The organism is Pseudomonas sp. Marseille-Q5115, assembly GCF_916618905.1.
In the GTDB taxonomy this organism is placed as follows: domain Bacteria; phylum Pseudomonadota; class Gammaproteobacteria; order Pseudomonadales; family Pseudomonadaceae; genus Aquipseudomonas; species Aquipseudomonas japonica_A.
On the sequence record NZ_CAKAKI010000001.1, the window covers coordinates 1,279,016 to 1,304,748 of the forward strand.

At 59.7% G+C, this 25,733-nt stretch carries 44 protein-coding genes; 19 read left to right on the forward strand and 25 right to left on the reverse strand.

Going from position 1 to position 25,733, the window contains the following annotated elements; all coding sequences use genetic code 11:
* Positions 1-8: 8 nt before the first annotated feature.
* On the reverse strand, positions 9-272 hold the full coding sequence (locus LG385_RS06125) for a DUF4404 family protein (protein WP_181112447.1): 264 nt from the start codon (positions 270-272) through the stop codon (positions 9-11).
* A gap of 200 nt (positions 273-472) precedes the next feature.
* Between LG385_RS06125 and LG385_RS06130 the strand changes: the two genes are divergently transcribed.
* Complete coding sequence (locus LG385_RS06130; RefSeq protein ID WP_225773219.1) at positions 473-1,174, forward strand: VacJ family lipoprotein; 702 nt, start codon at positions 473-475, stop codon at positions 1,172-1,174.
* A gap of 42 nt (positions 1,175-1,216) precedes the next feature.
* On the opposite strand, the gene LG385_RS06135 is transcribed toward LG385_RS06130, so the two are convergent.
* On the reverse strand, positions 1,217-1,513 hold the full coding sequence (locus LG385_RS06135; protein WP_181112443.1) for a PilZ domain-containing protein: 297 nt from the start codon (positions 1,511-1,513) through the stop codon (positions 1,217-1,219).
* A gap of 272 nt (positions 1,514-1,785) precedes the next feature.
* Here LG385_RS06135 and rssB point away from each other — a divergent pair, with 272 nt between their 5' ends.
* Together rssB and rssC are read left to right on the forward strand one after the other, a co-directional pair.
* A complete protein-coding gene (gene rssB, locus LG385_RS06140; RefSeq protein WP_181112441.1) occupies positions 1,786-2,970 on the forward strand; it encodes a two-component system response regulator RssB in 1,185 nt (394 codons plus the stop codon).
* On the forward strand, positions 2,967-3,449 hold the full coding sequence (rssC, locus tag LG385_RS06145; RefSeq protein ID WP_181112439.1) for an anti-sigma factor antagonist RssC: 483 nt from the start codon (positions 2,967-2,969) through the stop codon (positions 3,447-3,449). Before rssB ends, rssC begins: the two co-directional genes overlap by 4 nt.
* A gap of 103 nt (positions 3,450-3,552) precedes the next feature.
* Here the strand turns inward: rssC and tal are convergent, their stop codons facing one another.
* Positions 3,553-4,482 carry a transaldolase gene (gene tal / locus LG385_RS06150; RefSeq protein WP_225773221.1) on the reverse strand — a complete coding sequence of 310 codons (930 nt, stop codon included), beginning with the start codon at positions 4,480-4,482 and terminating at the stop codon, positions 3,553-3,555.
* A gap of 116 nt (positions 4,483-4,598) precedes the next feature.
* A complete protein-coding gene (dusA, locus tag LG385_RS06155) occupies positions 4,599-5,603 on the reverse strand; it encodes a tRNA dihydrouridine(20/20a) synthase DusA (RefSeq protein WP_225773223.1) in 1,005 nt (334 codons plus the stop codon).
* Between the two features lie 107 nt (positions 5,604-5,710).
* Between dusA and LG385_RS06160 the strand changes: the two genes are divergently transcribed.
* Complete coding sequence (locus LG385_RS06160) at positions 5,711-6,817, forward strand: site-specific integrase (protein ID WP_225773225.1); 1,107 nt, start codon at positions 5,711-5,713, stop codon at positions 6,815-6,817.
* Between the two features lie 3 nt (positions 6,818-6,820).
* Here the strand turns inward: LG385_RS06160 and LG385_RS06165 are convergent, their stop codons facing one another.
* The 7 genes from LG385_RS06165 to LG385_RS06195 all read right to left on the reverse strand — a co-directional run bounded on the left by LG385_RS06165 (position 6,821) and on the right by LG385_RS06195 (position 10,087).
* Positions 6,821-7,102, reverse strand: coding sequence for a pyocin activator PrtN family protein (locus tag LG385_RS06165; protein WP_225773226.1), 282 nt, complete (start codon positions 7,100-7,102; stop codon positions 6,821-6,823).
* A 33-nt stretch (positions 7,103-7,135) separates the two neighbouring features.
* Positions 7,136-7,378: a hypothetical protein gene (locus tag LG385_RS06170; protein WP_225773228.1), complete on the reverse strand. Its 243-nt coding sequence runs from the start codon at positions 7,376-7,378 to the stop codon at positions 7,136-7,138.
* Between the two features lie 48 nt (positions 7,379-7,426).
* Positions 7,427-7,579, reverse strand: a complete 153-nt coding sequence (locus tag LG385_RS06175; protein WP_225773230.1) for a hypothetical protein — start codon at positions 7,577-7,579, stop codon at positions 7,427-7,429.
* Positions 7,572-8,219, reverse strand: a complete 648-nt coding sequence (locus LG385_RS06180) for a hypothetical protein (RefSeq protein ID WP_225773232.1) — start codon at positions 8,217-8,219, stop codon at positions 7,572-7,574. The genes LG385_RS06175 and LG385_RS06180 overlap by 8 nt, the downstream gene beginning before the upstream one ends.
* A gap of 142 nt (positions 8,220-8,361) precedes the next feature.
* Positions 8,362-8,934 carry a hypothetical protein gene (locus LG385_RS06185; RefSeq protein ID WP_225773234.1) on the reverse strand — a complete coding sequence of 191 codons (573 nt, stop codon included), beginning with the start codon at positions 8,932-8,934 and terminating at the stop codon, positions 8,362-8,364.
* A gap of 148 nt (positions 8,935-9,082) precedes the next feature.
* On the reverse strand, positions 9,083-9,286 hold the full coding sequence (locus LG385_RS06190; protein WP_225773236.1) for a hypothetical protein: 204 nt from the start codon (positions 9,284-9,286) through the stop codon (positions 9,083-9,085).
* Between the two features lie 36 nt (positions 9,287-9,322).
* Entirely contained in the window at positions 9,323-10,087 is a 765-nt protein-coding gene (locus LG385_RS06195; protein ID WP_225773238.1) for a DNA-methyltransferase, read from the reverse strand.
* A gap of 101 nt (positions 10,088-10,188) precedes the next feature.
* Between LG385_RS06195 and LG385_RS06200 the strand changes: the two genes are divergently transcribed.
* Entirely contained in the window at positions 10,189-10,428 is a 240-nt protein-coding gene (locus tag LG385_RS06200; protein WP_225773240.1) for a hypothetical protein, read from the forward strand.
* 4 nt (positions 10,429-10,432) lie between these two features.
* On the opposite strand, the gene LG385_RS06205 is transcribed toward LG385_RS06200, so the two are convergent.
* The 14 genes from LG385_RS06205 to LG385_RS06270 all read right to left on the reverse strand — a co-directional run bounded on the left by LG385_RS06205 (position 10,433) and on the right by LG385_RS06270 (position 18,619).
* Positions 10,433-10,744, reverse strand: coding sequence for a hypothetical protein (locus LG385_RS06205; protein WP_225773242.1), 312 nt, complete (start codon positions 10,742-10,744; stop codon positions 10,433-10,435).
* A 20-nt stretch (positions 10,745-10,764) separates the two neighbouring features.
* Complete coding sequence (locus tag LG385_RS06210; protein ID WP_225773244.1) at positions 10,765-10,980, reverse strand: hypothetical protein; 216 nt, start codon at positions 10,978-10,980, stop codon at positions 10,765-10,767.
* On the reverse strand, positions 10,977-11,498 hold the full coding sequence (locus tag LG385_RS06215) for a hypothetical protein (RefSeq protein WP_225773247.1): 522 nt from the start codon (positions 11,496-11,498) through the stop codon (positions 10,977-10,979). Before LG385_RS06215 ends, LG385_RS06210 begins: the two co-directional genes overlap by 4 nt.
* Positions 11,495-12,112 (reverse strand): lambda exonuclease family protein, encoded by a 618-nt coding sequence (locus LG385_RS06220; protein WP_225773249.1) that lies wholly within the window; start codon positions 12,110-12,112, stop codon positions 11,495-11,497. Before LG385_RS06220 ends, LG385_RS06215 begins: the two co-directional genes overlap by 4 nt.
* A complete protein-coding gene (locus LG385_RS06225) occupies positions 12,096-12,854 on the reverse strand; it encodes an ERF family protein (RefSeq protein WP_225773251.1) in 759 nt (252 codons plus the stop codon). Before LG385_RS06225 ends, LG385_RS06220 begins: the two co-directional genes overlap by 17 nt.
* Positions 12,855-12,861: 7 nt before the next feature.
* Complete coding sequence (locus tag LG385_RS06230) at positions 12,862-13,929, reverse strand: hypothetical protein (RefSeq protein WP_225773253.1); 1,068 nt, start codon at positions 13,927-13,929, stop codon at positions 12,862-12,864.
* Between the two features lie 173 nt (positions 13,930-14,102).
* Entirely contained in the window at positions 14,103-14,297 is a 195-nt protein-coding gene (locus LG385_RS06235; RefSeq protein ID WP_225773255.1) for a hypothetical protein, read from the reverse strand.
* Entirely contained in the window at positions 14,294-14,812 is a 519-nt protein-coding gene (locus LG385_RS06240; RefSeq protein WP_225773257.1) for a hypothetical protein, read from the reverse strand. Before LG385_RS06240 ends, LG385_RS06235 begins: the two co-directional genes overlap by 4 nt.
* Positions 14,809-15,006, reverse strand: a complete 198-nt coding sequence (locus tag LG385_RS06245; RefSeq protein WP_225773259.1) for a hypothetical protein — start codon at positions 15,004-15,006, stop codon at positions 14,809-14,811. Before LG385_RS06245 ends, LG385_RS06240 begins: the two co-directional genes overlap by 4 nt.
* Positions 15,003-15,413 (reverse strand): hypothetical protein, encoded by a 411-nt coding sequence (locus LG385_RS06250; protein WP_225773262.1) that lies wholly within the window; start codon positions 15,411-15,413, stop codon positions 15,003-15,005. The genes LG385_RS06245 and LG385_RS06250 overlap by 4 nt, the downstream gene beginning before the upstream one ends.
* Positions 15,414-15,985: 572 nt before the next feature.
* The gene (locus tag LG385_RS06255) at positions 15,986-16,231 is read right to left on the reverse strand and encodes a hypothetical protein (RefSeq protein WP_225773264.1); all 246 of its coding nucleotides are present in this window, start codon (positions 16,229-16,231) and stop codon (positions 15,986-15,988) included.
* 382 nt (positions 16,232-16,613) lie between these two features.
* Positions 16,614-16,868 carry a DUF1654 domain-containing protein gene (locus LG385_RS06260; protein WP_225773266.1) on the reverse strand — a complete coding sequence of 85 codons (255 nt, stop codon included), beginning with the start codon at positions 16,866-16,868 and terminating at the stop codon, positions 16,614-16,616.
* A gap of 172 nt (positions 16,869-17,040) precedes the next feature.
* On the reverse strand, positions 17,041-17,703 hold the full coding sequence (locus tag LG385_RS06265) for a DUF3800 domain-containing protein (protein WP_225773268.1): 663 nt from the start codon (positions 17,701-17,703) through the stop codon (positions 17,041-17,043).
* 184 nt (positions 17,704-17,887) lie between these two features.
* Positions 17,888-18,619, reverse strand: a complete 732-nt coding sequence (locus tag LG385_RS06270; protein WP_225773270.1) for a LexA family protein — start codon at positions 18,617-18,619, stop codon at positions 17,888-17,890.
* A gap of 105 nt (positions 18,620-18,724) precedes the next feature.
* On the opposite strand from LG385_RS06270, the gene LG385_RS06275 reads away from it, so the two are divergent.
* From LG385_RS06275 to LG385_RS06340, 14 genes are all read left to right on the forward strand, one after another.
* Positions 18,725-18,931 (forward strand): Cro/CI family transcriptional regulator, encoded by a 207-nt coding sequence (locus LG385_RS06275; RefSeq protein WP_225773272.1) that lies wholly within the window; start codon positions 18,725-18,727, stop codon positions 18,929-18,931.
* Positions 18,932-18,967: 36 nt separating this feature from the next.
* Entirely contained in the window at positions 18,968-19,171 is a 204-nt protein-coding gene (locus LG385_RS06280) for a hypothetical protein (RefSeq protein WP_225773274.1), read from the forward strand.
* Positions 19,172-19,199: 28 nt separating this feature from the next.
* Complete coding sequence (locus LG385_RS06285) at positions 19,200-19,427, forward strand: hypothetical protein (RefSeq protein ID WP_225773276.1); 228 nt, start codon at positions 19,200-19,202, stop codon at positions 19,425-19,427.
* Between the two features lie 213 nt (positions 19,428-19,640).
* On the forward strand, positions 19,641-20,330 hold the full coding sequence (locus LG385_RS06290; protein WP_225773278.1) for a KilA-N domain-containing protein: 690 nt from the start codon (positions 19,641-19,643) through the stop codon (positions 20,328-20,330).
* A gap of 2 nt (positions 20,331-20,332) precedes the next feature.
* Entirely contained in the window at positions 20,333-21,238 is a 906-nt protein-coding gene (locus LG385_RS06295; protein ID WP_225773280.1) for a hypothetical protein, read from the forward strand.
* Positions 21,225-22,025, forward strand: coding sequence for a hypothetical protein (locus LG385_RS06300; RefSeq protein WP_225773282.1), 801 nt, complete (start codon positions 21,225-21,227; stop codon positions 22,023-22,025). The genes LG385_RS06295 and LG385_RS06300 overlap by 14 nt, the downstream gene beginning before the upstream one ends.
* Entirely contained in the window at positions 22,022-22,186 is a 165-nt protein-coding gene (locus LG385_RS06305) for a hypothetical protein (protein WP_225773284.1), read from the forward strand. Before LG385_RS06300 ends, LG385_RS06305 begins: the two co-directional genes overlap by 4 nt.
* Positions 22,183-22,773 carry a hypothetical protein gene (locus LG385_RS06310; RefSeq protein WP_225773286.1) on the forward strand — a complete coding sequence of 197 codons (591 nt, stop codon included), beginning with the start codon at positions 22,183-22,185 and terminating at the stop codon, positions 22,771-22,773. Before LG385_RS06305 ends, LG385_RS06310 begins: the two co-directional genes overlap by 4 nt.
* Positions 22,770-23,024 carry a hypothetical protein gene (locus tag LG385_RS06315; protein ID WP_225773288.1) on the forward strand — a complete coding sequence of 85 codons (255 nt, stop codon included), beginning with the start codon at positions 22,770-22,772 and terminating at the stop codon, positions 23,022-23,024. The genes LG385_RS06310 and LG385_RS06315 overlap by 4 nt, the downstream gene beginning before the upstream one ends.
* Complete coding sequence (locus tag LG385_RS06320) at positions 23,021-23,419, forward strand: recombination protein NinB (RefSeq protein WP_225773290.1); 399 nt, start codon at positions 23,021-23,023, stop codon at positions 23,417-23,419. The genes LG385_RS06315 and LG385_RS06320 overlap by 4 nt, the downstream gene beginning before the upstream one ends.
* Positions 23,419-23,718: a DUF1364 domain-containing protein gene (locus tag LG385_RS06325; RefSeq protein ID WP_225773292.1), complete on the forward strand. Its 300-nt coding sequence runs from the start codon at positions 23,419-23,421 to the stop codon at positions 23,716-23,718. The genes LG385_RS06320 and LG385_RS06325 overlap by 1 nt, the downstream gene beginning before the upstream one ends.
* Complete coding sequence (locus LG385_RS06330; protein ID WP_225773294.1) at positions 23,715-24,629, forward strand: polysaccharide lyase family 7 protein; 915 nt, start codon at positions 23,715-23,717, stop codon at positions 24,627-24,629. Before LG385_RS06325 ends, LG385_RS06330 begins: the two co-directional genes overlap by 4 nt.
* The gene (locus LG385_RS06335; RefSeq protein ID WP_225773296.1) at positions 24,626-24,985 is read left to right on the forward strand and encodes an endodeoxyribonuclease RusA; all 360 of its coding nucleotides are present in this window, start codon (positions 24,626-24,628) and stop codon (positions 24,983-24,985) included. The genes LG385_RS06330 and LG385_RS06335 overlap by 4 nt, the downstream gene beginning before the upstream one ends.
* Entirely contained in the window at positions 24,982-25,575 is a 594-nt protein-coding gene (locus tag LG385_RS06340; RefSeq protein ID WP_225773298.1) for a hypothetical protein, read from the forward strand. The genes LG385_RS06335 and LG385_RS06340 overlap by 4 nt, the downstream gene beginning before the upstream one ends.
* The last annotated feature ends 158 nt before the right edge of the window (positions 25,576-25,733 follow it).

Genomic DNA, 25,733 nt, shown 5'->3' on the forward strand with positions numbered 1-25,733 from the left:
GCAGAGCGTCAGATGCCGATGTTGCCCAACGTCTGCACAATGTTGCGCAAGGTGCCGGCAAGCCCCGGGTGCTTCACTTCGAAGCGCTCGGCGGCGTAATTCACATTGTCCACAAGGCTGTCGGCATGGGTTGCGTTCTCAAGCTCGACTCGAGCCTGGAGTTGCTGCATCAGTTCGGTGAGCTCTGCGCGCTCTTCCAGCGTGGCGGGTGGGTTACGTTCGATTTCGTCACGCAAGGCATCCAGTTGGGCTTGCAGTTCGCGGGCTGGCATAGGGTTCTCCTTTCAAGTCAGCACAGCATTGACCGCCCCGGGCCGCTAAAAAATCCCTAGCGGTGTCACAAGCTTAGGCCAGGCCTTGATCGAGTGCTCAAGGCAAGTGCCTGCGCAAGCGCGCGCTCAGCGCTTATACTGGGAGCGTTTTGACGCGGGCAGGCGCCAGTTGCGTTGCTCTCATTCATGAGGAATTGATTATGCGTTGCAAGGGTGTCGCCTTGTTCAGTCGTTTTGCCGGTCCCTGCCTTGTGGCGGGCCTGACCCTGTCGCCGGCCTTCAGCCAGGCCGCCGATGAAGATCCCTGGGAGGGCGTGAATCGCGCGGTGTTCCGCTTCAACGACACGCTGGATACCTACACGCTCAAGCCGATCGCCAAGGCCTACGACACGGTTACGCCGCAGTTCCTGGAAGATGGTATCCACAATATGTTCAATAATGTGGGAGACGTCACAAACCTGGTAAATAACGTGTTGCAGGCCAAGCCGGCCGCCGCTGGGAAGGACACCGCACGGTTGATCTTCAACACCACATTCGGGCTGTTGGGTTTCTTTGATGTGGGCACCCGCATGGGCCTGCAGCGCAGCGAGGAAGACTTCGGCCAAACCCTGGGCTATTGGGGGGTTTCCAGCGGGCCCTACGTGATGCTGCCGTTCTTCGGGCCAAGCACCGTGCGTGATGCTATCGGCAAATACCCGGATACCTACGCGCGGCCGTACCGCTACATTGACCATGTGCCTACCCGCAACACCATTCTGGGTGCGGACATTATCGATACCCGCGCAAGCCTGTTGTCGGCCGAGAAGCTGATCAATGGGGACAAGTACCTGTTCCTGCGCAATGCCTACCTGCAGAATCGCGAGTTCAAGGTCAAGGATGGGCAGGTCGAAGACGACTTCTGATCGTTCTACAAGCGAAGGGGCCATTGCGGCCCCTTCGTTCTTTCAGTTCCTGATCACGCTGAGGCCAAGCAGGCGTTCGCCATTCGGCAATTCCTCTACCCGAACTACCTCGGTCATGGCGTTATAGTCGGTAAGTTCCTGGGAGTGTGAAGGTAGGTGCACCTGCACCTTCTCGCCGGCCTGCCAGTCGCATTTGGCGCGAAGCTGTATGCCATTGCCTGAAAGGTCGTGACAGATGGCCTGGATTTTCTCCCCACGCGCGGTGGCGGTGACCTCTGCATCGACGGTCATGCGAATGAAATCCCGTTTTTCGCTGTACTGCTGGTCCAGCTGGCCCATGTTCTCTTCCTTTGATGGGTACTAAAAAGCTTTCACGGTTTTATAACGCTACGTCAATTACCGTGTAAAGGGGCCGTGCGACCATCGGTGCCCGCTTGAAACGCCTGGCGGATGGGAGTACCGTCTGCGCCTTACAGGGCACCTCCAATATTTGCCGTGCAGGGTTTATTGACCTACACCGTACAGGAGGGGCCAGAAAAGAAACCAGCGATGCCGTTCTGCCCCGGCCGAGCCTCCCTGATGCCAACCCATTTCTGGCGCCGTTTGCCCACATGCAAAACTCCAGTGCAACGCTGCTCATAATCGACGATGACGACGTAGTGCGGGCCAGCCTGGCTGCCTACCTCGAAGACAGTGGCTTCTACGTGCTGCAGGCAAGCAACGGGTTGCGAGGCCTTGAAGTGTTCGAGGAAGCGCGCCCGGACCTCGTGATCTGCGACTTGCGCATGCCCCAGCTCGGTGGCCTCGACATCATTCGTCAGATCAGCGAGCGTGGTGCTGGCGTACCAGTGATCGTGGTTTCTGGCGCGGGCGTGATGAGCGATGCCGTGGAAGCGCTACGCCTGGGTGCTGCAGACTACCTTATCAAGCCGTTGGAAGACCTGGCCGTCCTGGAGCATTCCGTTCACCGCGCGCTGGACCGTTCCCGTCTGATGCGCGAAAACCAGCGCTACCGCGAGAAGCTCGAAACTGCCAACCGGGAGCTCGAAGCCAGCCTCCACTTGCTTCAGGAAGATCAGAACGCCGGTCGCCAGGTGCAAATGAACATGCTGCCGGTGAACCCTTGGGTCACGGGCGCTTTTCGTTTCGAGCATCAGATCATTCCGTCGCTCTACCTGTCGGGCGACTTCGTCGATTGCTTCCGCGTGGACGATCGGCGGGTAGCGTTCTACCTGGCGGACGTATCGGGTCATGGCGCTTCGTCGGCATTTGTGACGGTGCTCTTGAAATTCATGACCACGCGCCTGATGTTTGAGTCCAGGCGCAACGGGCTGATGCCTGAATTCCGCCCCTCGGATGTGCTGTCGCATATCAACAAGGGCTTGATCAACTGCAAGCTGGGCAAACACGTGACCATGGTCGGCGGCGTCATCAACGAAGAAACCGGGCGATTGACGTACAGCATCGGAGGTCATCTGCCCTTGCCGGTATTCTTTACAGGCGATCAGGCGCATTATCTGGAAGGGCGTGGGTTGCCGGTTGGCCTGTTCGATGAAGCCAGCTACAGCAACCACGTGATTGAGCTGCCGGAGCGTTTCAGCCTGGCGCTATTCTCTGATGGCATCCTGGACCTGTTGCCGGGGGAAACGCTCAGGGATAAAGAGGCCGCCTTGCCGGAAATCGTCAAGGCTGCGGGCGGGAGCCTGGATGGCTTGCGCCAGAAGTTCGGATTGGCCACCCTTGGAGAGATGCCGGACGACATCGCCATGTTGGTGCTTAGCAGGAATTTTGAATGAGTACCGGTAGAATCCAGTTTGCCGAACAGAATGGCACCTTTGTCCTCAAGTTCGTTGGGGAAGTGCGCCTGACACTATGTTCCGCCCTGGATGCAACCATCGAGCGGATTTTTTCCGCCCTGGACTTCTCGGCGATCGTGATCGACCTGACCGAAACCCGCAGCATAGACAGCACCACGCTGGGCCTGTTGGCCAAGCTGTCTATCCTGTCGCGGCAGAAGGTGGGGCTGCTGCCCACGGTGGTCACCACGCACGAAGATATCACCCGGTTGTTGGCCTCCATGGGCTTCGATCAGGTGTTCAATATCGTGGACCGGCCTATCCCGTGCCCGGAGTGTTTGACGGACCTGCCTTCCCAGGACCAGTCCGAAGACGTCGTGCGGTCCAAGGTGCTCGAGGCCCACAAGATCCTCATGGGCCTGAACGACTCGAACCGCGAAGCGTTCCACGACCTGGTCAACGCCCTCGAGCGCAGCTAGCGCATAGCGCCGTATTCCCGCGCCCCGGATCGAAGGTAGGACGGGGCGATAGCCCGGGAATGGCAAAAACTCCATTCCGGGCTAACCCTAGCCTGAGTGCTTATCAGCCTTTGTATTCGCTGATCAATTTCTCGAGCTTTTCCTGATCCCGCGCGAACTGCCGGATGCCTTCGGCCAGTTTCTCGGTGGCCATGGCGTCCTCGTTGGACAGCCAGCGGAATTTGGCCTCATCCAGCTCAAGCTTGGCTTCGCCACCGGTACCCGGCTTGAGCTTGCGCTCCAGGCTGCCTTCGTCCTGCAGTAGCTTGTCGAGCAGATCCGGGCTGATGGTCAGGCGATCGCAGCCGGCGAGTTGTTCGATCTGGCTGGTGTTTCGGAAGCTGGCGCCCATCACTACGGTCTTGTAGTCATTGGCTTTGTAGTAGTTGTAAATGCGGGTTACCGACTGCACGCCCGGGTCTTCGGCGCCGGTGTAATCGGTGTTGTTGGCTTTCTTGTACCAGTCGTAGATACGGCCCACGAACGGGGAGATCAGGAACACACCGGCATCGGCGCAGGCCGCGGCCTGGGCGAACGAGAAGAGCAGGGTGAGGTTGCACTGGATGCCTTCCTTCTCGAGCTGCTCCGCCGCCCGGATGCCTTCCCAGGTGGAGGCCAGCTTGATCAGTACACGGTCCTTGCTCACGCCGGCCTTGTCGTACAGCTCGATCAAATGGCGAGCCTTGTTAAGCATGGCTTGGGTATCGAAGGACAGGCGTGCGTCCACCTCGGTAGAGATGCGGCCGTCGATCAATTTGAGAATCTCCCCACCCACCGCAACTGACAGCGCATCGGCCGCCACGCCCACGTCGCCGTTGGAGGCGCTGATGGTCTGTTTCAGTACTTCGGCGTAGCCAGGCAGGCTGGCGGCTTTGAGCAGAAGGGACGGGTTGGTGGTCGCATCTTGCGGTTTAAGGCGCTTGATGGCGTCCAGGTCGCCGGTATCAGCCACGATGGTGGTGAATTGTTTCAGTTGTTCCAGCTTGGAAGTCATGAGCGATCTCTGTCCTGTACGGTTTGACGACATTACTCCAGCGGCGGCGGGGCCTCAACGGCCCGGCCACCAAATGAATACGACCTTCGAGTGCGTGGGCGCCGCGGGGTTCCGGCTCAGCGACCTTCGAGCAAGGTGGCGGCTTGATCGAGGAGCGCCAGCGGGTCCTTCGCCTTGTGGATGTCCACGGACAGCAGCTGGCGGAAGCGCCTCGCACCGGGGAAGCCCTGACCAAGCCCGAGCATATGCCGGGTGACATGATGCATGGCACCGCCTGCGGCGATATGGGCTGCAATGTACGGGCGCATCCGTGCCAGCGCTTCGCTGCGGCTGATGGCGGGCGCTGTTGCACCGAACAGGCGCTGGTCCACGTCGGCCAATACGTAAGGGTTATGATACGCCTCGCGGCCCAGCATCACCCCATCGAATGTTTGCAGGTGGGTCATGCAGTCTTCAAGGGTTTTGATGCCGCCATTGAGCACGATTTCAAGGGCCGGGAAATCAGCTTTCAATCGGGCAACCACGTCATAGCGCAACGGCGGCACTTCGCGGTTTTCCTTCGGCGACAAGCCTTCGAGGATGGCAATGCGCGCATGCACGGTGAAGCTGGTGCAGCCCGTTTCCGCCACTTGCCCCACGAAATCGCACAGCTGCTCATAGCTGTCACGGCCATTGATCCCGATGCGGTGTTTTACCGTGACGGGAATGCTCACCGCATCCTGCATCGACTTGATGCACTCCGCCACCAGCGCAGGGTGGGCCATCAAGCAGGCGCCAATCATGTTGTTCTGCACCCGATCACTTGGGCAGCCCACGTTCAGGTTCACCTCGTCGTAACCCGCCGCTTCGGCCATCCGCGCACACGCGGCAAGGTCCGCCGGCACGCTGCCCCCCAGCTGCAACGCCAGTGGGTATTCCGCGGCATCATGCTGAAGGAAACGCGCCGCGTCACCGTTGAGCAAGGCGCCGGTGGTGACCATTTCCGTGTACAGCAGGGCGTGGCGGGAGAGCTGACGGAGGAAGAAGCGACAGTGGCGGTCTGTCCAATCCATCATGGGGGCAACGGAAAACCTCCTAGATACCGGATTTGCTGGGGAGGCCGTACTAAGCTGCGGATTCATCGGATTTTGCCATTCTCTCATTTGCTGCCATTCAATACCGTTTGCCCTTGTTTTCGTGGAGCCGTTGCTACAATGTAGCAAGCCCTCAACGTCATGTAGCAAAACCGATGGGCAGCATCACCGTTCGCAAGCGCAAGGACGGATCGACCGGGTATACCGCTCAGATCCGCATCATGAAAAAGGGCGTAACAGTCTATCAGGAATCCCAGACCTTCGAGCGTAAGGCCGTGGCTCAGGCCTGGCTGAAGAAGCGGGAAGCAGAACTGGCCGAGCCCGGCGCCTTGGACAAGGCCAACCGTAAGGGCGTGACCGTAAAGAGCATGATCGAGAAGTACGTGCTTGAGTACGAGAAGATCCGGCCGCTCGGGAAGACCAAACGCGCCACGCTTACGGCTATCAGCCTGTCGGCCCTTGGTTCGATCGAAGACGCCCAGCTCACCAGCCAGCATATCGTCGAGTATGCCAACGACCGCATGCAGAAGGATGGGGTGCAGGCGCAAACCGTAGGCAACGACCTGGCCCACCTGGGCGCGGTGCTTGCTGTAGCAAAACCCGCCTGGGGCTATGAGGTTGATGAAACGGCCATGGCCCATGCTCGGCGCGTTTTGAAGAAGATGGGCGCGGTCTCGCGTAGCAAGGAGCGGGAGCGCCGTCCCACCATCAAGGAGCTCGAGCGGATCCTCGGCTACTTCGCGGAAATGAGGGATCGCCGCCGACAGCAGACGGATATGGTGCGAGTGATCGGATTCGCGCTGTTCTCCACGCGCCGACAGGAAGAGATCACGCGCATACGCTGGGACGCCATGGACGAAGAGCGCCAGGCGGTCCTGATCACCGACATGAAGAACCCGGGGCAGAAGTGGGGCAACGACGTCTGGTGCCACATGCCGGATGAAGCCTGGGCGATCCTGAAGTCAATGCCACGCACCGGTGAGTTCGTGTTTCCGTATAACTCGCGGTCCATCAGCGCCGCGTTTACCCGGGCGTGCCACTTCCTCGAGATCGAGGACCTGCACTTCCATGACCTGCGCCATGACGGGGTGAGTCGTCTTTTTGAACTGGGGTGGGATATCCCGCAGGTGGCGTCTGTATCTGGCCACAGGGATTGGAACTCGATGCGTCGATACACGCACCTGAGAGGGAAGGGAGACCGCTATGCGGGGTGGGAGTGGGTGCAGAAGATAATAACGGGCCCCACGATCGGGGCCCGGTAGGGGTCAGGACACACGCTTGAGTCGGCGTCCCATCAGCTTTTCATGCTCGTCCCGAGCTTTGGCGTGCTGGGCGTCCAGGTAGATGGCGAGGTCATTGAGGTGCACGCCTCGGGCAGCCTTCTGGCTACCCTCCATGCGCACCAGCGGCAGGTCGATCTCGCCGGCCGCCACCTTCATTTTCATCTTCTCGGGCGTGAGGTGGCTGAAGTAGTCGGCGCAGACGCGCTCCAAGGGGATGATCGCTTGGCCGCTGTACTGGGCCATCAGCAGGAATGCAGTGTTCATGTGATTCTCCAGGCCGCCCGGGGCGGCGGTCATTTAATGCGTCAAATCGGACGGGGCCTGAATCTTGTCTACCTGCTGAGCAATTGCCGCGAGCATGGTCATCGTCGTCTCGCGTCCTGTTTCAGCGAACATCGCGCCACAGGCGGCGGAAATGAATCCGATATAGGTCTGCGCCTTTTGCGGATGCTGGCCAAACCCATCAAGCCTGGTCGCATCATCGAAAGTGGCGGCAAGCATCAGCCAAAGCTGCTTCCCGTATGTGGTTGCATCAGGCATAGCAATCTCCTACCCACCGTCACCGGCAGGCTCAAATAGGGAAGGGGTTTAAGCGGTCAGCGCTTTGATCAGCGCCGCGATGTGCTGCTGTTGGGACTGGAAGGTGATGCGGCTTTCGGGACTGAGCAGGGCGAGGGCGGCGGCGATGCGGGCCCTGGCCAACGCCAGTTCGGCTTCGGGATCGGCGGGCGGCTTATTCACCTTCGCGCCCCTCATATGCGGACAGGGCGGCGTCGATGCGGCTGCACAGATCCACGGTAGGATCTTTATCCGCCACCATACCTTCCCAAGTCCGATGGCCGTCAGCCGCAATAGCTAACCACGGAAGATCCTCGGAGCATTCCCGCAGCAACCCAACAAGCTCGGCGTTTTGGGTGCGCAGGCTTTCGATGTCGCGATATCTCCAGCGAAGGCTGTCTTCGGCGGATTCAGCACGCTTTTTAAGATTTGCGATGTGGGCGCCGATCATCACCCCGATGTCGTCTGGCTTGTCGGGGAATCTGGCGCGATCCTCAATCAGCCGCTCCACCTCAGCCCGCAGCCCAGCCACCAGCTGTTCTACGGCTTCGAGGGATACGAGGTGGTCGCCGCGCCTTAACGGGTTGCCATCCTCCCCATAGATAAAGTCGATAAACATTCCCTCGTCAGAATCGTCCACTACAGCTACCGGCTCAGGCAACCCTACCGCCCCCACCTTCTGCGTGGCTTCGTACATTGCTTGCCAGCAACCCTTCGCACCGTCATTGCCAACGCCTTGTCCGTACTTCTTTACCGACCAGTCGCGTGCAGCAAGCAACATGGCCTCAGTTGGTTCAAACGGCAACAGCTTCTGCTCAGTCATGGCTTATTCCCCATCGCGCTCAAACAGGCCTGGCAGGTAACGTTCTCCGGCTGGTCCGTGAACTGAGTTGACTTAACCTTACGGCCGCACTTGACGACGATCAGGCCCATGTAGCCCATTCGATGCCACATATGCACTCTGGTCATTTGGTCACCTGCTGGGCCAGCGCAGCCTTTGCCACTTCCACGCTGAAGCATTCGCCATCCGAATGACCTTCAGGGAAATACTCGACCATTCCTTCTAGCGCAGATTGCAGAACAGCAACCCGCGCCTGCAAAGCCGTTATCTGCTGATCGCGGGCGGTGATGTGGGCGGCGTATTGATCTGCCAACACAACAATCCAAGGCGCGGTAACGCTGCTTATCGCATCAACGCCAGGTCGCTTGAGGCGAGTCGCTGAGTAGTATTCAACCGGTTCCACATCCCCGCCAACAGGCGGTTGCGGGGCGGCGGCCATCATGGCTGCGTATTGCGGGCATACGCCGTTGGTCTTCAGCGCGGCCACCAGCATTTCTCTGGTCGGCTCGGCCGGCATAAGTTTCCATCCTCCGCCAGGCACCTGCTGAGCCGGGGCCAATGCCCTTTCAATCGCCCTGAGCGAGCACATCGTGAACTCAGCATCACTCGTCATGGCCTGCTGGGCATAGGTGGGGTACTTGCCATGCCGCTCGTATTCTTCGGCCAGTAGCGTCCGGGCCTTTTCGCTAATCTTCACTTTGCTCTCCTATCAGCCTGGCGCTGCTTGCTGCATTTGGTGTGGTTGCCGTGGGCGCGTGGGCGGTCGCAGATGTCGCACCGGTAGTGGAGCTCAAGCCGAAGCGGCGGCGAACTCTCCCGCCGGGTATGCGCGATGCGGTAATTGCTCATGCCGCGCGCCCCAAGGCCAGCCGGATCTCGTCGATGACGCCCTGAACGCCACGGATGAACGCAGGCGGCCGGTTCTTCGTGCCACGCTCCAGATAGTTGATGAGCCGCTGCCAGTCATCGCCCTTTCCGGCGAGGCGCTGGAGCTGTTTGATGGATTCGCAGGCCCATTCGCGGCCTTCGCGTTCGAGGACGTAGCACATAGATGCTCCAAGCGGTACCGGAAGTCCTCTTTCTGGTTAGGCGAATATGTCGAGTTGACTGGCTGCAGTGGCCTTAGCCATTTCTGCCTCTTCTATCCGGCGTTTAGCGACTGCAAAGTGATCGGGATCTTGTTCGATACCTAGGAAAAAACGCCGTCCAATCTCAGCGCAAGCGACACCTGTGGTACCGCTTCCCATCGTGTTATCCATAACGATTGCGAAGTCGTCTGTGTATGTCTCGATGAGGAAACGCATCCAGGCGACCGGCTTTTGAGTTGGGTGGAAGCTGCCGGCCTGCTTATCACTCGAGAAGAACTGCACCGAACGCGGATACCGTTCTGTCGAATCGTAGGATGTGAGGCTGAGCGCTTTTCCATAGCATTCGGAGTTGACTGTTTTCCTCTGCGCCGTCTTGCGCTGATGCCCGCGAGTCATCTGTGGGTTGTAGGCTGGCTGCTTGCGATAGAACACCTGAGCGCTTTCATGCGCACGAAGCGGCTGTTTTTTAGCATTCAGGAATCCGGTCGCGTTGCCCTTTTCCCAAATCCACTCATAGCGATAATGCGCGGGGTTGCTGGCGACAACGAGCGAGGAGAAGGGCTGGGCGGCACATAGCACAATGGCCGCCTCCGGTTTCGCGATCCTCAGGTACTGCTCCCATAGCGGCTCGAACGGAATGATCACGTCCCACGCGCATTGCGTGGTTCCGTAGGGTAGATCTGCTAACACCATGTCAACGCTGGCGTCGGGGAACTGCTTCATCACTTGAAGGCAGTCCCCTAGATGCAACTCGTGGCTCATGGATACTCCAGGCAGCCGCCCGCCTGCCGAGGCGTGGTGGCGAATTGTTTGTGTTTGGGCTATACCGATTGACCGGCATGGAGCCGGATCAGGGAGCGAATATGTCGTTGATAGTTGATAGGCCGTACCCGGTTGACTACATCCACCCGAATGGCACCGAAGCCAAGATTGATTTCATCTGGGGGCGTTCGGATGACGATGTCCCGGTCGGCGTTAAGGTTTGGGTCAAAGATGGCGCGAATGATCTGCAGCTAGTGAGGGACCACGGCACTTGGAAATCCTACGAAGAGGCTCGGCGCTACGGCATGGAACTCGCTGCCAAGTGGTGCGAAAGGCTCTGACCTATCAATCGTCGTGGGTGATGCGCAGGGCTTCGCGGTTGTAGGCAAGCTCTAGGCGCCGCGCCACGGTTGGCGATACCGTAATTTCGTGGCGCGGAACCTCAAGCAGCGGCAGGGCCTTATCCGGCCCCAGCCCATGCAGGTGATGAATCATCAACGTCATCGCCTCGCCCTGTTCCTCCAGGCCTGCCCACTGCATCAGCTCAGCGAGCGCTTGTTTCGTGCCTGGTCGAACCCGGAGGCGCAATTCTTCTTCCTGGACCGCCTTGCGCTTCGCTGCAGTCTTCGCCGACCGCTCGGCCTGTGTCATGGCCATAAACCACCTCGTTCAAGCCGCTAGGCGGCAAGTGAATCTGCGTCTGGCGCCGCCTCTGCCGCGCCCTGTTCCGAACAGCCATTCATGGCCTCCATATCTGCATCGTTCCAGCCACCCAGCCACCACGAACCCTTGATGCTCATTGGGCTGAAAGGGCACGCCAATTTGGAAGCGCCATGCCAGCGCCCGGTCCGGCCTTCGTAATACGCGTCGGGGATGTCGTAGCGCTTTTTCATGACTTGGCCAGCCCGTTGCGGTACCGCCTAGGAACCTTGGGGAAATCGATCTGGTACTCGTTCATCAACCTGTGGAATTTCTCGTACCCAAGGCCCATGTGCTTCATCACCTGGGCCCGGTTGAGGCCCAAATCACGCATAGCGCTAATGCGCTCCACCAGCTTGGCGTCTTCGGACTTGTAGGCTTCGTTGGTGGTGTAGCCGCGCTTGAACTTGAAATCGAATCGCTTGGCGATCTTGTCCAGGTCGCGTTCGGAAAGGTGGAAGCGCTCGGAGGCCTCCGCTCTGGTGAGGCCCGGGCCAGCGGCGGCGACCCGTTCCTCCAAGGACTTGTTCACCTCGGTATGCCTGCCGCCTTGGGTTCGGTTGTTGAACAGTGTGTCGATGTCGGCGCACCGGGCATTCAACGGCAACGTCTGCGGAGCGCCGTTGCGCTGCTCAAACTCTGCCATGGCCTGACTGAGCCAGGCGCGTTCGGTGTTCTTGTGCTGGATAATGCTGAGTTCCAGGCTGATCATGCGGCAATTCCCAGAACGCGATTCATGCGCTCGTCCAAGATTTCGTAGAAGGTTTTCACGCGCTCGGCGAGCTTCCGGATCATTGGCTCGTCGCGGTACGCTCGCTTGATGAACATGGGCATGCCTGGCCAGTAGCAGATGAAGTCTATCCACTCCCGCTCAGAGACCCAGAGCCCGCCCTGACACTGGGCGACGTGCTCTTTCGGTATCTCGCCAGCCAGGATGACCTCGACCTGCAGCTTCGGCAGCTTCGTCTTGATCTCGGTCAGGCCCGCGCTGCCTATCAGGGCATCTGGCGAATAGCCGATGCCGTGATTAAGGATGATGCCCACTTCATTGGGCTCGACCTCGTTCTGCTCGCAGTACAGGGCTCGGGCGACACCTTCCAATTCATGGCCTCGCTCGGTATGGCGGTTACCCTGGAATGGGTCGGCCGCTTCGCCGGTGATACGCTCACCGATCAGCGTATTCATGTAGGTGAAGGCGCCGGCACCGAAACCGGCTTCGCCCTTGCCACTCACCAGCAAGGAATCCAGCTCGGAGCAGGTGATGATTCCCAGGCGCAGGTCCAGCCAGGCCTGCGTGCCCTGCTGTACGTCACTGACTATTCGCATTGGTGGCCTCCGCATTAGCAGCAGACTTGGTGAGCTGCCCCAGGACCTTGTCGAACTCGGCCTTGCCTACGTCTGCAGTCGAGCCATAGAGCTTGGTAAATGCTTCCTTTGCCCGGTCGCTGCACTTGTCCAGCAATGCTTGGAGCTGGCGGGCTTGAATAGGGGTAACGTTGGCCACGGGAACGGCTGCATGGCCGTCGTCGTCCTCACCGCGAGTGGTGAGGTTGAGCAGGGCGCTCATGACGTAGCGCTTGCCATAGCTGGTGGAAGAGCCGACCGACTGAACGGCGTTCTTGCTACCGCTAGTGTCGAGTGGGAGCAGCATGGTGGTGCTTTCTCGGTGCCCGGCTCGGTGCATCAAGATACCTGTCACGCTCAGCCCGCTGGGTACGTTCTCGACCTTAAATGTGATCGCGAAGCCATGCTGTTGCATGATCGGCTTGATGACGTCGTTGATGTCCTCGAAGGTCGCATAGTCGCTGCGTTTCTGGCCGTTCACCACGATGGCGCCACGCTCCGCAATGCTGGGAATGTCGCTCTGCATAGCCGCCATGGCTGCATTGAATTCCGTCTCGGCATCCCGGGCCTGCATGCGCTCATGCATGGCGAGAAGGCGCTCCATCTTGTCGATGTCGCAGGTTGGATCAGCGGCGGCCCGACTGATGACCGCCATAATGCTGTTGTCGGTGGAGATCGGCGCTACTGCCTGGCGGCGCGGCTCCGGCATGATGATTTCGCCCATGAGAACCTCAGTAGGTAATGGAAACGTTAGGGATTGAGCGCTGGGCGATCAGGATGACCGCCTGCTTGGCGCACGCTTCAGGCATGCCGCCGGCGATGAAGGCTTCGAGCGCGGCGCGATTGATTGAGGCCTTGTGCGCCTTGTCAGCTTCGCGGGCCTGCTGCTGGCGGAGGATCCCGTCAGCGGCTGCCTTTGCCCGGCGCTGTTCGTCCAGGCGGGCCTCCTCGGCTGCACGCTCAGCACGCGCTGCGGCTGCCTGTCGCTCTTGCTCGGCACGCTGTTCCGCGGCGATGCGGTTGGCTTCTGCCTGTTCAGCAGCGCGTTCTGCCTGCTCGGCGCGCAGCTTCTGCTCAAGCTCCCGGCGCTCGGCAGCTTCACGCTCAGCTCGGGCGGTCTGCTCTGCCTCCAATCGCGCGCTATCCGCAGCCTCGCGGGCGATGCGCTCTTCGCGCTCTTTCTGCTCGCGAGCCTGGGCCTCGGCGCGAAGGCGGGCCAGTTCCTGCTGTTCCGCTTCAAACTGCTCCCGCTTGTCCAGGCCAGAGCGCAGGGCGGCAAGCACTGCGTCCTTCGTTCGCGCCGCCTCAGCTTCGAACTCTTCCCAGTGTTCGCCAATCTCCATAGCCTCGGCGCTCTGGATGAACCCCTTGATCTCCAGCGAGTTCATTCCATCCAGGCCGTCGGGCATTGTCCGTAGCCAGGTCAGGCGCTCGTTATGACGATCTACCCGCGCATCTTCGGCCGCCTGCCATTCATTCAACGGCCGGCGAACCTCGTCTTGCCAGGCATCCAGCGTGTCCCGCATCCGCTTACGCTCGGCGTCGATCTTCTTCGGGATCTCCTTCAGCTCGGCGACCAGCTCCTTGCCCACGTTGTCCAGCGCAGTCTTGGAGCGGGCGACCTTGTAGGCGATGGAGGCGATGGCCTCGCGGCCCTTGCGGGTCGAAACGTCCGGCACGAACGCATCGATCTCTTCGCGGATCTTCACCAGGTACGGGTCGAGCCCGTTCGCCGCCTGGAATACCTGAAGCGCGGTTTCTTTCGGCGGCACGACGGCCAGCTCAGTTTGTGCAGACATGCGGATACCTCGCGCCGTCCATAGCGGGGCGCTGCTGAAGGGTGAAAGGGGTAGGGGGGCTTACTCGGTAACCGAGCCGCCCAGGGCGCTGAGCAGTAGCCACAGCGTGCACAGTGCGATGGTGATGGCCGAACCGCGCCATGTTGCGATGCGGCGGAGGGGTTGGTGGTGGCTCATTGGCGAGCCCTCACCGTCGCGCGCTTGCCCTTGAACGTGCACTTGATCCGGCAGGGCAGGCTGCTCACCGGCAAGTTGCGCGGCATCAAGCACGGCTCATTGAACGGCGCGCCGAAGCTCAGAATGGCGAAACTGCGCTCGATCTCGGCCAACTGCTCGTCGATGTGGGTTGTGACGGCTGGAGTGCTCATTGGCCGGCCTCCTGCTTGCGGTAGCCAGCGTCGTAAAGCATTTCAGCAAGCCCGGCCTCTTCTTCGGCAAAGCGCCCCATCGTTTTCTTCCAGACGGAAAGCATTTCGGCTACTGCCCGTTCCCGCTCTTCCACCTCGATCTGCTCGGGGGTGCGGATCGGACGGAAGTCCTCGGCATGCGAATAGAAGACGAGATCCCCGCGCTTACAAACAGCTACCGGCGCCCCTTTGATAAGGGTATGGGAGAGAACCTCATCAACTGAATCCCAGCCTCCGCTGATCGCGTTCCTAACCTCGCACACCGTCCCTACAGGCGGCAGGCCTTGACCATCCCACGCTGGCCTAGCGATTAGGCGCTCCATAGTCGAAAGGTCGCTTGGATATTGCCACCCCTTTTCGACCCAGCCTGTGCAAATGCTCCACATCAAGGCAGTTGAGCCGGCCTGCCTTAGATGATTGCAGTCAACCGGGTCCCAGTGCGTTGCCCCTTCCGGCGCCTTGCTCCAATCAATCATGCCGCTCTCCTTACGTCACGCTGCGCCAAGCGGCTGAACCGCTCGCAGTAGTAATGGAATTCGTCTGCCCGGAGCAGGCCGGACATGAAGCCGTCGATGATCTTTTTCTCAACGACAGCCTCGTAAAAGGGCAGGTCGGGATTGACCTCGAGGTCATCCAGATACCGCCCGATCAGCACATGGATGCTGGTCATAGCTCGTCGTCCTCGCGGTCCTGCTCGAGCCCGGCCTCGGCGTGCTTGGTGACCATGCCCTCGGCGATCTGGTGCAGGACACCCAGCGAATGATCGGTCGGGCCCAGCAGGCGCCGCGCCATCGCCTCACGGCCATTGCCGCCCATGGCGTCGATCACCAGCTGGGCGAAGTTCAGGTCGTCGTCCTGATCCAGGCGGCTGGTCAGGTGCTCCTGAACCCGCAGCAGGAAGTCGCCGTGCGTCACGGTCGCGACGTGCCAAGTGCGCTGGCGAATCTCGATGTCCTGCCCGCAGATCAGCCGTTCGGCCGCGTCGTCGATCCAGCGCTGTATCGCTTCCTGATGTGCGCTGTCGTCCGCCGGTTCGGCGTAGTCGTAGCGCTCTTGTGCTTTTGCTAGTGCGTTCATGGGCGCCTCCGGGGCGAGTAATGAGTGATGTCAAGCCAGAGGTATTTCACGTGCTGCCCCGGGCCCTGCTTGGCATACACCCGCTCAGGATGCTTACGGCTCACATGCCGTTTCGCCTTTTCGCGCTTCGGCCAAGCGCTTCCGCAGATCGTGCAGATGTGCGCTATCAGTTCTTCTGCCATGGAGCGCCTCCGAGGACGCTGAGTTGTTTGCAAGGCCAACCGCATTGGCCGGATGCCAGACGCGCAGGGACCAAGCTGGGCGTGAATAGCCGGCCTGGCACCCGCCAATGCGGTCGTAAGTGGGGAAGGGGTGATGCAGATGGCCGGTGCTGATCTCCGGCTTTGCTGGCTTGGAAGCGGAGCCATCCAGCTGCTCTAATCACGGCATTGCTGCCCGTGGCCGCTTGTGCTCAGTAAACAGCGCATCAGCCTGCGCATTCATCTACATCGGCGGAATGATCTGGCCGGCCACATATTCCAGTTGCCTCCCTGATGGGCTTCTCGGCTGGTTTATGGAGGGCCGACCCAGATCACTCCCCGATGGGCACTCTTGCGAATGCCAGCGGGCCGTTAACCCTGGCCAGGGTCGCCCGCTGGGTGCTGCTTTCGCGTCTTTGCGACTGCCTGGCTGACCACCTTGGGCATCTTCTTTTCCCGAATTGCCTTCACCTGGCTATCGGTCAGCATGTCTGCCATGTAGAGATCGGTGATCGCATGATTAAGCCGATCAAGCCTCTCGGCATCCTTCGCATCCATTTCTGGAAACTGTTCTGCGAAAGGCCTTGCCGCCCATCCTTGCTCAAAGGTTCTGCTCATTATCGTTTCGCCTCTGGGGCAGTTGATTTCCCGTCTGGCCCTGTCGCCAAGGCCAGCCAGTGAAATCTGTTCTCTCAGGCCCGGCTCGCTCACACCGGCTCACGCTTCCCCCTCGATTGGGCATGCGTGCCACTTGGATTCCTGATCGCAGCAGAGCCCTATGGGGATGCTGGCCTGCTATGCCAGCAGGCTTGGCGGTCTGAACTGTTAAAGAGCGGTCGGTACCTAAATAGTCCCTTCGCCTCTGGTCCCTCATGAGGTACTCGGTGGCGATGGGTGAACAATACCGATGGCATTATTCGTCGTCAATACCAATGGCAATATATTTAATCGGAGGCGTAAAAAAGCCCGCTCAGCGGCGGGCTCACCTGCATGTCTGGTTTCAGTCCTGGGCGGGGAGCGTCCAGTACAAATTCACGAAGCCATCGTCGCGGTAGGCAATCGTCACATTGTCGTTTTCAGAGATCTCACCAAGGATGCGGTCCCAATCAGCCAAGTCATCGCCGGGCAGGCGCTCAAGAACGGCCGACCTGGAGAGCTGAGCCTTCGGAGCGTTGATCGCGCGCTGGAGGCGAGCTGCGAGCAGTTCATAGGACGATGGTGGGGTGCTGGGAACGGCTTTGCGAGCTTTTGCCATGGTGTACCTCCGTAATGCGACACTGGTTGCATATACAGTAGTGTAGGAAATTTCATTTAGCAAGCAAAGCAACGGGTTAGAGCCTTGGAGGACGCTGATAGCCGCCACGCGCGCACAAAAAAGCCCGCTCGGGGGCGGGCTTTAGTCGAGACGTGGCGGCAGAAGCTCTGGGTTAGCTGTTGAACAGAAGGCGCGGCTGGAAATGCGCTGCTAGCAGTCGATATGGTTCGGACATACGATCCTGGTAATGGCTTTGAGCGATGCCGGAGATCATGTCAGCGAATTGGACGCGTAGGTTCTTTGAGCTGTCGCAAGGATAGGTCTTGAGCACCGTAGCTACGTTTTTGGTGAACCAGAGCTCGGTCTGTAGGTAGTCGTGAAGGCTATTACCGCTCTTGACCTTGATGCTGCGGTCATCCGGAAAAAACATGACCTCGTCCGCTTTGGCCATCTCGTCCAGAAGCAGCATACGGATCATGTAGTTGTAGAGCTTGTTCGGGTCTCGGCGGATATGCTCTTGAACATTTTCTTTCTTGACTGTCAACGCTGCGTATTTGATGCCGCCATTTTCAGCCACCGCTGCGCGCTTAGCGATTGTGGCGAATGCAGAGCGCTCTTCTGGCAGCATGCGAGACCACTTTTTCTCTGCGTCGGTGGGCCACTTGAATTTGTTGTACAGGCGGCGCATGGCTCGAGATGGGGCGTTTGAGGAGCCCTCAGAAGCGATCACTGCGGCGATGGTGAGATACCGGCTGGACCCGCCCTCTCGGTAAGGGGCGTCGAATTTCCAGCCTAGGTCTCCGCTCTCATCCAAGTATATGAATGTTCTTGTCATGAGATACGGAGCTTAAGGAAAGGGGGTGCAAACCCTGGGACTGGCGCCCTTACAGAGCGCTTACGATACAAATCATGCTTCGCAGCTATCCAGGCTTTACATGCACCGATGCAAATCTTAAACACCGTTAACCTTCCTGTCAAACCATTGTACCTACCGACCATCGCTCTAGCCCCGCCCACGCCTACAGGCCTGTGATCTTCACGTCGATGACCCGTCCAATCACATCCCAGTCATCGTCCATTTTGATGGTTTCGAATGCAGGGTTGAGCGGTACCAGGTACTCCCGGCCTGCGTCATAGACGTACTGCTTAAACGTCGTCTCGCCGTCGCGGTGCTGAGCGATGTAGTACTTGCCGCTAACCAGGTCGAACCCTTCAGGCTGGACCAGCACGTAAGTCCCAGGCAGAAAAGAGGGAGTGGTCGTGGACGTCATAGAGCCGCCCTTTACCTCCAGCCAGTAGCCGTACTCGCCTGCGTTTTGATCGGATTCAAACGCCAGGCCAGAGCCGGGAACATAGTGCTCAGGAGACTGAGAACGGGAGCCTGCAGCGATCCAGCTGATGACGGGATACGTGGAGGCTTTCCGGGACGGGCGAAAGGCCGGCTCTACATTGGCGTCGAAGGGCTCGGGCTTAGGCTTGCTCACGCTATCCGCAATGCGAGCGATCTCCTCAGCAAGCCGCGGGCTGAATGCCGAAACCTCAGTTCCCAGAATTTTGGCAAACGATGCTGCCACCGATGCGTTGAGCGGGTTGACGCCATTTAGGTAATGGCTGACCGAGCTCTGATTCATATCTAGCGCATGAGCAAGCTTCTCCTGGGTGAGCCCGAGCTCTCTCTTTTTCGATTCGAAGATGGCCTTCAACTGAAGGCATTCCTGTTTTTTCTCAGCGGACAGTGGCTTTTTGCTCATGCGCGAAATCGTATTCCCAACGGTAATACCGTACAAATGCCGTTGGCATTTACAATATCAAATGCCATAGGTAATATCGGCCCATGGAAACCCATGGAGATGACCATGAACCGCGTTCACATCAAAGATTTCGCCGGTGAGCTGGGCCAGTCGGAGGCTGCCGTCATCCTTGGCATGACTCAGGGCGGGCTGAGCAAGGCGATCCGTGTAGGGCGGGCAATCTACGTTACTCGGCACCCTGATGGCACCTATTCAGCGGAAGAGATTCGCCCGTTCCCATCGCAGCCCCTGGCCAAGAAAACGGCCGCTTAACCCACCCACGAACGATTTAGGAAGCAGGAAACACCGATGGCCTACGACGAAAAAGCGCACCGGCACGAGCACCAGGTAAAGGTGCGGCTTGATGATGAGGACTTCGATCGGCTGCGGGCTATCTCGCACAAGCTGAAGCTTCAACACAGCGTGTTGAGCCGCGAAATCCTCAAGGCCGTCATTGAAGTGATCGAGCAGACCGGAGAGTTGCCGGACTGGCTCGAAAAAAAACGGGCCTAGCAGCCCGAGCTGAGAAAGAGGGCCGTTGATGAAAGGTTCAGAGCCGGTAGCAATTCTGGACAAAAGCAAGATGGACGTTCTTGAGCGTGTTGCTCAAAACGCCGGGACCACTGGCGAGAACCTCATCAAGGAGATTTTCAAAAAGGTCCTGGACGCATTGGAAGAGGCACACATGGCGAACGATCCAGTTCATGGGTCATTCGCCACAAATGTTTTCCCGCTAATTCCAAAGCCGAAGAAGTCGGTCCCTGATTAGGGACCAGAAGCGAAGCGGTAGAGATGTAGAGCAGAGCAGTACAGGTGGCTCGGTCCCTATTCAGGTACCAGCCAAATTGAAGGCAAAAAAAAGCCGGGGTAGTGACCCGGCTCTTCAACAACGTGATGGGCCAATTATATGCAATTACAGGCACAAGGCAATACCCAGCATCTCGCGCCACGAAATGAGATCTTTCAAAACGTGGCGCCCACAATGTCGCTCACCTTGGGTGGCATCAAGATCAGGCAGGACCTCGAAGGGCGGTATTGCCTGAACGACCTGCACAAGGCCGCAGGCAAAGAGAAGCGTCACGCCCCAGGTTATTGGCTGGCCATCCAGCAAACCGGAGAGCTGATTGCCGAACTGGAAACTACCGGAATTCCGGTAGTTACGCTCGAAGGTCGTAGCGGCGGCACCTTCGTAATGAAGGAGCTGGTTTATGCGTACGCCATGTGGGTAAGCGCAAAGTTTCACCTCCAGGTCATTCGTACATTCGATGCGGTGGTGGTCGGCCATATTCAGGTAGTTGAGGGTAAGCAGGCTCGCGAACGTGCGCGCCTGGAAGCCCCGGCACTGACAGATGCCATCAAGCATGGTCGGCTGGCTGCCGGCAAAGAGATCAAGCACTACCACTTCAGCAATGAATTCGATCTGATCAACCGTATCGCTCTGGGCATGCCGTCGAAGGCTTACCGGGCCGCCCACTGCATCAGCCCTACGGATTCCATTCGTGACCACCTCACGCCTTGTGAGATTCGCTGCATTGAGCATCTGCAGCGCGTGAATGCCTCCCTGATTGACGTTGGCATGGACTTCGATGCCCGCAAGCAGAAGCTCAGCCAGATATACATCCAGCGTCACAGCCGGGCCCTCCTTTCTGAAATCAAGCGTCTGGAGTTCTGACCATGGCTCGCGCACGCAACATCAAACCCGCGCTGTTCACCAACGAGATCTTGGGCGTTGGTCACCCCCTGTGCACTCTCCTGTTCCAGGGCCTCTGGCTGCTGGCTGACAGGGAAGGGCGCCTGGAGGATCGTCCTCTGCGCATCAAGGCCGAAATCTTCCCCTACAGAGAGGCTGATGTGGACGCCATGCTGCACTGGCTGGCGCACAAAGGTTTCATCGTTCGCTACACGGCCAGCGGCAAGGCCTTCATCGAGGTCGTGAACTTCACCAAACACCAGAATCCGCACAAGAACGAGAAGGAGTCGGAAATTCCTTCTGTATCAGAGGGTTGTATCACTTCCGATTTTCTCGGTACTCGTTCCGAATTTATCGGAAGCGCTCCGGCTGATTCCCTCTCTTCTGATTCTGATCTTCTGATTCCTGATGTTCTGATTCCGGATACACATACCTTGCCGGTCGCCGAAAATCCGGCTCCGGCGCCGTCGAACGTTCAGGTGCTTAAGCCCAAGCCCAAGCAGAAGACCGAATCCCAGATAGCCAATAGCAACACCTGGGCTGCCTATGCACACGCCTACGGCGAGCGCTACGGGGTCGAGCCTGTTCGCAATGCCAAGGTGAACGGCCAGGTCGCCCAGCTCGTACAGCGCCTGGGAGCGGACGAGGCCCCAGAGGTCGCGGCCTTCTACGTGACCATCAACGACTCGTTCTTCCTGCGCAGCTCGCATGAGTTCGGCTTGCTGGTGGCTCGCGCAGAAGGCATCCGTACGCAGTGGATCACTGGGCGCCAAGTCAACTCAATCACTGCCCAGCAGATCGAGCGCAAGCAGGCGAACCTGAGTGCCGGGCAGGAAGCAGCGCAGCGGATCATGGGTCGCGCCAAGAGGGAAGCCAATGAATTCCTCTGAGCGCATGAGTGACGAGCAGGTCGCCAAGCTGGCCCTGGCCATCGTCGCGACCGCTGAGATTCTGGGCCAGACCCTGACCGCTGACGCGGCCGAGATCATGGCTGACGACCTTTCAGAGTACGAACCGGCAGCAATCGGTTCCGCGCTCAAGGCCTGCCGCCGTGGGCTGACCGGCAAGTTCACCTTGGCCGCCATCCTCGAGCGCATCCACGCCTGTGACGGCCGCCCCGGGAAGGATGAGGCCTGGGCCATTGCGCTCGCTGCCTCAGATGAGCGCGAGACCGTGGTGATGACGGACGAGATCCGAACCGCCATGAACGCCTCGGCACCCATCCTCTCCGCTGGCGACAAGATCGGTGCCCGCATGGCTTTCATGAGCGCCTACGAGCGTCTGGTGGCCCAGGCCCGCGCAGAGGCTCAGCCGGCCAAATGGGACGTGTCGCTCGGATTCGACCCGAACAGCCGCGTGCTTGCGATCGAGAAGGCTGTCCGCATGCAGCTGATCCCGCAGGAACGGGCCGCGAAGTGCCTCGCTGACCTGAGCATCGCCCCGATCACCCAAGACGGTATGGCCATCGCTGGCCTGTTGACCGGGCAGGTGCGAGAGGTCACCCCCGAACTGCGCCAGAAGCTTGAGAGCGTCCGCGCTGTCGTGGCGGAAGGCAAGGCCAAGGCCGAGAAGGCCCGCCAGAAGAAGGCTCAAGCGGACCGCGTGAAGACCTACCTTCGCAAGCGCCAGATCCGCGCTGCGATTGCCCAATTTGAAGCTAAGCGGGGTGCTGCATGAACGAATTCATCCGCAACGCACTAGGCGGCGCAATCCTCGTGGTTTGCACGTTGATCCTGGTGGCTGCCGTGATGCTGATCTTTGGCTTGGTGATGACAAAGGTCGTTGAGGTGCTCGGCCTTGGTGAGCTCTTTCTAGAAGTTCGAGGAGTGCGGGCATGACCAACCAAACCATGCAACAAGCCGCCGCCCACCACTTCGGTATCGCCTGGGACGAGCTCAGCCAGTTTGAGCAGGCGCACTGGGAGGCGGCGTATAGGGCGGGTAGCGCGGCCCTGAGCGCCGAGAACGAGCGGCTGCGGGAAGACCGTGACAGCCAGCAGCGCGTATGCATTCGCGTGATGGAAGAGCGCGACCAGCTCAAGGCCGAAAACGAGCGCCTGCAGGCATCCATCCAAGGCTACCAAATGGGCGCCAAGGCTGAAGCCGAAGAGGCGGATCGGCTGCGTGGTGAGGTGAAGGAGCTGCGTGAGCATAAGCAGTATCTCCAGCAGCTGCGCGAGGCTGATGGGTTCGAGTCATGGTCAGCGGTGCTGGTTGAGGTTGCCAAGCTTCGGATCGAGAACGAAGCCCGGCGCCGGGATGCGGAGCGCCTCGACCGATTGGACGCGGCATGCGAGCCCTACGGGTTCGAAGAGGTCCATGAGGGTAACCGCTGGTTGCTAGACGGACCTTTTAGGACCGTGCGTGATGCCATCGATAGCCTGCCGGATGCTGAGCCAGCCATGGCCAAGGAGGCGCGCCCATGACCGACCGCGCCCGCTCCGAATTCAACACGTGGTGGGAGCGCCAGCCCTTCAAGGACCAGTTCGCAGACGTGAAGGACCAGATGGGGAATGTCTGGGTGGCGAGTAGGGAAGAGTGTGTGGTGGTGCTGCCGGAGATCAACCCGAGGGATTGGGCCTGCACTCTAGATGAGTGCCTGGCTATCCAGCAGGGTATCGACATGTCGCAGCGCAGGATTCGTGCCGCTGGCCTGCGCGTCGAGGTGAAGCCATGACCGAGTTCGCCTTACGCCATCCAGCGGACATTACCCGCCTGATCGGCTTCCTGCATAGCACCAGCCTGGAAACCCCCAAGGTCATCGTCATCAAGGACGAGAAACGCCCTGACGTCATGAACCGGAAGATGTGGGCAATGCTTCGGGACATCGCCAACCAGGTTGAGTGGTACGGCCAGAAGTTGAGCGACGAGGACTGGAAGCACGTATTCAGCGCCTCGGTCGAGAAGCAGCGCGCAGTGCCCGGCCTGGATGGCGGCTTCGTTGTGCTCGGCCAGTCCACCCGCAAGCAGTCAGCCAAGTGGTTCAGCGACCTGTTCGAGGTCATGAGCGCGTTTGGCGCCGAGCATGGTGTGCGCTGGACCCAGACGGATCGGTGGGGAGGTCGGTACTGATGCGCCAGACCAAATTGACCAAGGCCGCCCGTGGCCGCGACTGCCAGGTGCGCGTTCCGGGCATCTGCAACCACAACCCTGAAACGACCGTGCTGGCGCATTACCGCCTCGCTGGTACCTCGGGTATGGGATTCAAGCCAAACGACCTGCAGGGCGCCTGGGCGTGCTCTGCGTGCCATGACTACTGCGACTTCCGGGACCGGCGCGCCAGTGACCGGGATCAGGCGAGGCTCTACCTCGCTGAAGGTGTAATGAGAACCCAAGCCATTTTAATCAGCGAAGGAGTGGTAGCAGCATGATCGACTTGTCGTGTTTTAACCTGACTATCCCGGCGGGCGCCTCGGTCATTCCGACCAAGGTGCTCAATTCCGGCTATCAAGATCCGTTCTTCCAGCGGCAGGCCGACGGCTCGATCACGTTCATCGCCCCCTCAAATGGCGTGAACATCAAGTCCACCAAGAACAGCACTTACCCGCGCTCAGAGCTGCGCGAGACGTTGACGAATGGCGACGACAAGGAAGCGAACTGGAAGCCCGCCAGCGCAGAGCTGCACAGCCTGGAAGCCGAGATTGCGGTGCAGGAACTGCCCAAGTCGAAGAAGGCGATCATCGGGCAGATCCACGGCGAGACAGACCACCCGCCGCTGAAGATCCAGATCACCGACACCACGATCTATGCCCAGCTGCGCCGCAAGCTCGACGGTGACGAAGACAAGCCCGTATTGCTGAAGGGCTACACCCTGGGTCAGTTCTTCACCTACCGCTTCGAGATCAGCAAGGACGGCAAGGCCAAGTTCTTCATCAACGGTAAGCAGGTGGTAAACGACACCCTGCCGGCCGAGGGCTACCAGTTCGACATGGCCTCGTACGCCAAGGACACCTGGTACTTCAAGGCCGGGATCTACAGCCAGGAGAAGGTGGGCGGCACCGGTACCGGCCGGGCCACGTTCCGCGCGCTCAAGGCTTACCACGGGCCAGCACAGGTTGCGCAGCCGAGCACCCCGGCACCGGCACCGGTACCAACGCCAGCTCCCGCGCCGACGCCCGCGCCGACCACCCCGGCCACGCCCAAGCCAACCACCCCAGCCGCAGACGGTGAAGACATCAAGGACAAGCTCTCCGAAATGGAAGACGTGCTTGATGACCTGCCCGACGCCGCGGTGACGAAGCTGCGCCAGCTGATCGACGCCGTGAGGGGGATGGTTGCGTGAATGCAGTGACCTTGCCCTGGCCACCGGCCGCGTGCAGCCCGAACGCCAGAGTGCACTGGTCGAAGAAGAGCAGGGCGGCCCGGGCCTACCGCGCCGCCTGCCACCTGCTGGCCAAGCAAGCCGGCATGCAGACCCCGAAAGGGGAAGCGCTACTGATCCTCGAGTTCGTGCCGCCGGACAAGCGCCGGCGTGACGACGACAACCTGCTGGCCATGTTCAAGGCCGGGCGAGACGGCCTGGCAGATGCGCTGGGAGTCGATGACAGCATTTTTGCGACACAGATACGACTGAGCAAAGAAACCACGAAGGGCGGCGCTGTGCGCGTCCGCATCGAAGCATTAGCGGAGGTAGCATGATCAATCTGAATTCGGCACGTTTGGCCTGGCACGATGCCCTGTACACCCCGTGGGACAGCCAGGGAGCCCACATCGAGCAGATCGGCCTGCTGGGCTGCACTGTGCAGAAGACCGAGAAGTCGGTGAACAGCCGGCACGCCATGCACCAGTCCATCTCGGCGCGCATTCAGCATGCCATCGCAACGCTGCCGCCCCATTTGCAGGCGTTCGGCAACTACATGTACAGCCCCATGGCTACGGATGACGACAAGGAGTCGGCGGATGATCGGGTGCTGCACATCGCCTACGCAGCAGGGGAGAAGATGACCGCCCGCAAGTTCGAGAAGGCGCGCTATGTTGCCCAGGCAGTTCTGCACCGGTATCGCCGTATGCACCAGGGCGGACAGAGCGAAGGGGATGACCCGTTGCCAACTGTCGAGAAGATGCGGCTTTGGATATTGGCACAGTTCGGAGTGGTACTGATCGGGCCTAATTGGGAGCGGGATTGGGGGGACTTCGTAGAGCGCTGTTTCGATGCTTGTAACCAGCTAGATAAGTCCGCCTTGATGCCTGTTTCCCGAGCAATTTTCACGATGAAACAAGCTGCTTGATTTTTTGAGGGCGCTGCGGCATCATTTCGCCATTCTGATAATTTTGCCTTTGGCAAATATCCATAGAGCCCGGCCAATGCGTCGGGCTTTTTCGTTTCTGCGCCGCACACATTCAGCGCTCCATGAGGGCCTCAAAAGTCACCAGCGGGCCAGAGGCA